This window comes from Pseudooceanicola lipolyticus (assembly GCF_002786325.1).
In the GTDB taxonomy this organism is placed as follows: Bacteria; Pseudomonadota; Alphaproteobacteria; order Rhodobacterales; family Rhodobacteraceae; genus Pseudooceanicola_C; species Pseudooceanicola_C lipolyticus.
Window position 1 is genome coordinate 1 of record NZ_PGTB01000210.1, and the last position, 5,238, is coordinate 5,238.

The 5,238-nt window shown below is 67.5% G+C and carries 4 protein-coding genes and 1 pseudogene; 2 read left to right on the forward strand and 3 right to left on the reverse strand.

The genetic code is table 11. The features are described from left to right. Both CVM52_RS23220 and CVM52_RS23225 read left to right on the forward strand, forming a co-directional pair. A pseudogene (locus CVM52_RS23220) lies at positions 1–230 on the forward strand (hypothetical protein); the annotation flags it as partial. Further along, positions 230–727, forward strand: a complete 498-nt coding sequence (locus tag CVM52_RS23225; protein ID WP_172721074.1) for a periplasmic heavy metal sensor — start codon at positions 230–232, stop codon at positions 725–727. The pseudogene CVM52_RS23220 and the gene CVM52_RS23225, both read left to right, overlap by 1 nt. 2 nt (positions 728–729) lie before the next feature. On the opposite strand, the gene glgC is transcribed toward CVM52_RS23225, so the two are convergent. The 3 genes from glgC to malQ all read right to left on the reverse strand — a co-directional run. Then, a complete protein-coding gene (gene glgC, locus CVM52_RS23230; RefSeq protein ID WP_370741711.1) occupies positions 730–2,016 on the reverse strand; it encodes a glucose-1-phosphate adenylyltransferase in 1,287 nt (428 codons plus the stop codon). Between the two features lie 67 nt (positions 2,017–2,083). Next, the gene (locus CVM52_RS23235) at positions 2,084–3,712 is read right to left on the reverse strand and encodes an alpha-D-glucose phosphate-specific phosphoglucomutase (protein ID WP_100164725.1); all 1,629 of its coding nucleotides are present in this window, start codon (positions 3,710–3,712) and stop codon (positions 2,084–2,086) included. After that, positions 3,681–5,238: 4-alpha-glucanotransferase (malQ, locus tag CVM52_RS23240; protein ID WP_172721075.1), on the reverse strand; the 1,558-nt coding region annotated here is incomplete at its 5' end. The genes CVM52_RS23235 and malQ, both read right to left, overlap by 32 nt.

The window sequence follows — 5,238 nt, forward strand, 5'->3', positions numbered from 1 at the left end:
CGATGCCGCCAGCGCGGCCCGGCCTGCTGGCGCAGCTGTCCGATCTGTTGGGCGGTTGGTTCGGGCTGGGCGGACTGGCCGCTGCCTGCGCCGCCGGGGTCTGGCTGGGCTTTGCCCCGCCCACCGGGCTGCCCGATGCGGCCACGCTGCTGATCAACGGGCAGACGCAAACCACGGTCGATCTGCTGGGTGTCGAAAGCCTGGTGCTGGCCATGGCGGAGGATGGATGATGAGCATTTCCCCGGAACCGAAACCAACCCCCCGCCGGGTCTGGCCGCGCGTGGTGCTGGTGGTGTCGCTGGCGCTGAACCTGCTGTTTGTCGGGTTGATCCTGGGCGCGGTGGCCCGCCATGGCGGGCCCGACGGGCGGCGTGGACCGCCCTCGATCGGCGCGGCGCTGTACCGGGCGCTGCCGCAGGAGGACCGCAAGGAATTGCGGGACGAGTCCCATTCCCTGCGCGATCACAAGCAACGGGCCGAGCGTGATCTGGCGGCGCTGCAACAGGTCGCCGCAACCCTGCGCGCGACGCCCTTCGATGCCCAGGCGTTGTCAGGCATGGTCAACCGCGATCTCGATCAGCGCCGCGGCGAACTGGCGGCGATGCAGGCGGCCTGGCTTAAGAAGATCGAACAGATGAGCGATGCGGAGCGCCGCGCCTATGCCGACCGGCTGCTGGACGGCTTTACCCAGCGTGAGGATGGCTGGTTCAAGCGCGACCGCGACTGAGATCAGTCCTCCAGCGCGTCGATCATCGGCTGGGTGATCAGGCAGACGCCGCCTTCGCTGCGCCGGAACCGTTTCGCGTCCAGTTCCGGGTCGTGACCCACCACCAGGCCCGGCGGGATGCGCACCGCCCGGTCGATCACCACGTTGCGCAGGTCGGCGCGCCGGCCGATCTCGACCTCGGGCAGCGCCACGACGCGGCTGAGGCGGCTGTAGGAATGGGAGCGCACGTTGCTGAACAGCAGCGACTGATCCACCTGGCTGCCCGAGATGATGCAGCCGCCGGCGATCAACGAGCTGGTGGCCGAGCCGCGCCGGTCCTCCTCGTCATGGATGAACTTGGCGGGCGGGGTGATTTCCGCATAGGTCCAAATCGGCCAGCTGCGGTCGTAGAGGTCGAGTTCGGGTTCGAAATTGGTCAGGTCGATATTGGCCTGCCAGAAGGCGTCGATGGTGCCGACATCGCGCCAATAGGCCACCGAGGATCCGGGGCGGAACACGCAGCTTTTGGAAAACTCATGCGCCAGAGCATTGCCCCGCGCCACCAGCGCCGGGATGATGTCCTTGCCGAAATCGTGGCTCGAGTCCGGGTTGGCGGCATCGGCTTTCAGGATCTCGGTCAGGAAGGCGGTCTTGAACACGTAGATCCCCATCGAGGCCAGCGCATGGTCGGGATCGCCCGGCATCGGCGGCGGATCGGCCGGTTTCTCGATGAAGTCGGAAATCCGCCCGCTCTCGTCCACCTGCATCACGCCGAAAGCCGAGGCTTCGGACAGCGGCACGGCGACGCAGCCGACGGTCACATCGGCACCGCTGTCGATATGTTCCTCCAGCATGACCTGGTAGTCCTGCTTGTAGATGTGGTCGCCGGCCAGGATCAGGATGTATTCCGGATCGTAACCTTCGATGATGTCCAGGTTTTGCGTCACCGCGTCGGCGGTGCCCATGTACCATTGCCCTTCCTCGACCCGCTGGCTGGCGGGCAGGATGTCCAACCCCTCGTTGCGTTCGGCCCGCAGAAAGCTCCAGCCGCGCTGCAGGTGGCGGATCAGTGAATGCGCCTTGTATTGCGTCGCCACGCCGATCCGGCGGATACCGGAATTCAGCGCGTTGGACAGGGCAAAATCGATGATCCGCGACTTGCCGCCGAAATAGACCGCAGGCTTGGCCCGCCTGTCGGTCAATTCCTTCAACCGTGATCCGCGCCCGCCGGCAAGGATAAAGGCCATCGCGTTGCGGCTGGGATAGTGCAGCCTGGTTTCAGACGACATGACGTACTCCTCCCTCGTTATACCCTTCCGGGTGTTGAGAGCAGCGTTGCATGTCCGGGACCGGTTTGCCAATCCGGTCCCGCAGGATTCAGGTGCGTACGTCCGGCGCGCTGCGGCCAGTGCGGTCACGGATCCCGGCCAGCTGATCGGCGGCGGCGATGATATCGGCCAGCGCCTGCTGCGGATCGTCGCCGAACTTGTCCGGGTCGGTCTCCAGCCGTTCCAGGTACACCCGCAACGTTGCGCCCTCGGTGCCGGTGCCGGACAGGCGGAACACCATCCGGCCGCCGCCCGACAGCCAGATCCGCAGGCCCTGGCCTTCGCTGCGCGAGCCGTCGATCGGATCGGTATAGCCAAACTCATCGGCCTTCAGCACGCTCAGGCCCTGCACATGGGTGCCCGGCAGATCGGCCAGCCGGGCGCGCAGCGCCGCGATCAGATCGCTGGCGGCGGCGCTGTCCACCGCCTCGTAATCGTGACGGGAATAGTAGTTGCGGCCGTATTCGGCCCAATGCGCCTGCATCAGCTCGGCCACCGAACAGCGTTTTTCGGCCAAGATGTTCAGCCAGGCCAGCACCGCCCACAGCCCGTCTTTCTCGCGCACATGGTTCGACCCGGTGCCGGCGCTTTCCTCGCCGCACAGGCTGGCCATATCCGCGTCCAGCAGGTTGCCGAAGAATTTCCAGCCGGTTGGCGTTTCGAAACAGCGCAGCCCTTGCGCCTCGGCCACGCGGTCCACCGCCTGCGAGGTTGGCATCGACCGGGCGACGCCGCCCAGCCCGACGGCAAAGGCGGGGATCAGCCCGGCATTGGCGGCCAGCACCGCCAGGCTGTCCGACGGGGTGACATAGCAGTTGCGCCCGACGATCATGTTGCGGTCGCCATCGCCGTCCGAGGCGGCGCCCAGGTCGGGCGCGTCGGCGCGGTGCATCAGTTCCATCAGTTCCTTGGCCCAGATCGGGTTGGGGTCGGGATGGCCGCCGCCGAAATCGGGCGAGGGCACGCCGTTCAGCACCGTGCCCGGCGCCGCGCCCAGCGTGTCCTCAAGAATGGCGGTGGCGTAGGGGCCGGTCACCGCATGCATGGCGTCGAAGCGCATGGTGAAGCCGCTTTGGAACAGCGCACGGATCTTGGCGAAATCGAACAGCTGTTCCATCAGCGCGGCATAGTCCCGGACCGGGTCGACAATTTCGATGGTCATCGCCCCCAGCGCGGTTTCGCCCAGCACCGACAGGTCGACTGGCGGCGCGCGCAGGATGTCGTAATGTTCGATGGTCTGGGTCGCCTCGAAGATCCGCGCGGTCACGTCCTCGGGGGCGGGGCCGCCATTGGCGACGTTGTATTTCACCCCGAAATCGCCGTTTTCGCCGCCGGGATTGTGGCTGGCCGACAGGATGATGCCGCCATCGGCCTTGCGCAGCCGGATCAGGTGCGAGGCGGCCGGCGTCGACAGCAACCCGTTCTGGCCGACAATCGCGTGCCGCGCACCGCTGGCCGCTGCCATCGCCAGCACCGTCTGGATCGCCTGCTCGTTGAAGAACCGCCCGTCGCCGCCGATCACCAGCGTCTTGCCGCCAACCCCGCCGATGCCGTTCCACACCGACTGAATGAAATTCTCCAGATAGCCGGGCTGCTGGAACACCCGGGTTTTCTTGCGCAGGCCGGAGGTGCCGGGTTTCTGCCCCTCAATCGGTTTGGTCGGAATGAATTTTCTCATCTTGGTCCCTCTGTCTTCCGCTTTGGCACAATATGCCGGCGGTTCGTGTCAGTCTTTCGTCATCCGCCCAATCCGCCGGCGCCACCGGCAGCCGCAGGCGCCAGTTGGGGTATTCGCGCACCGTGCCCGGCAGGTTGGCCTGGGTTTCAAGCCCGAAGAGATCTTCGGCCTGAACCGCCACCAGGCGCGACCGGGACACGCCCAGAAATCCTATCATCGCTTCGGGTGATCCGGTCAATGTTCCCGGCGAGGTGGCGGCCGCAATCGCGCGGTCCAGCGCCGCCTTGCGCGCGTTTCGCTCGGCCCGGGCCTGCGCGGCGGCTTCGGCCCCGGTCAGGCCGATGCGTTCGCGCGTGTCGATATCCGCCCCCGCCCGCCAGCCTTTCCAGGTGGGCAGGTCATGGGTGCCGAAGCTGGCCAGCGCCGCCTCGGTATAGGTGTCGGGCGGGTGGAACATGCCGCCGCTGTCCTCGAACATCATCAACCGGTACCCCAGAATGCCCGAGGCGGCCAGTTGCTGCTGCATCCCGGCCGGGATGATGCCCAGATCCTCGCCCACCACCGTCGCGCCGGCGCGCGCCGCCTCCAGCCGGATCACCGCCAGCAGCGCGTCGCGCGGCATCTGCACATAGGCGCCGGGCAATCCGCCCTCGGGCACCCAGAAGGCGCGTTCGAACCCCAGCACATGGTCGATGCGGATCAGCCCGGCATAGCGGAACTGCGCGCGCAGGCTTTCGGCCAAAGCGGCGAACCCGCTGGCGACCAGCCCCTGCGGACTGAACGGCGCTAGGTTCCAGGATTGTCCCTGCGGCGCAAAGGCATCGGGCGGCGCACCCAGCGACACGCCACGGGCAAAGCTGACCCGGTCCTCCCAGGTTTCGGCGCCATGGGGATGCGTGCCGGCGGCAAGGTCGAGGTAGAGGCCAAAGCGCATTCCGGCGCGCGTGGCGTGCTGCGCGGCGGCGCTCAGCGCCTCATGGGCGCGCCATTGCAGCCAGGCGTGAAACGCCATCTCTGCCGCCAGGTCCCGCGCGGCGGCGCGGACTGCCGGGCTGTCCGGATCTTGCAGCTCCGCCGGCCAGTCGCGCCAATAGGCGCCGTGACGGTCCGACAGGACCTGGTGCAGCGCGAACCGCTCCAGCGCCGCGCCTTCGCGGTCGCGAAAGGCGTGGAAAGCCGGTTCGGCGGTATCACGCTTGGCCCAGTCTGCACGCAGCTGCGCCAGCTTTTCCGGGATCGCCGCCGCAAAATCCACCAGTTTCGCCTGATCGGCGCTGGGCTGGCCGGTGGGAATATGGATCACGTTCAGCCGCCGACGATGCGAGGGCATATAGGGGCTGAAGGTGTCTTGCGCAGCGGGAAAGCCGGCATGTACCGGGTTCAGCCCGACAAAATCCCCACCGGCGGTGCCAACCGCCCGGGCAACCCTGCCCAGATCGGCGTAATCGCCGATCCCGCCGAGGCGGGGCGGGCGCAGGCCGGACAGCGGCAGCGTGACCCCCCAGGCGCGCGGCGGCAGCGGCAGC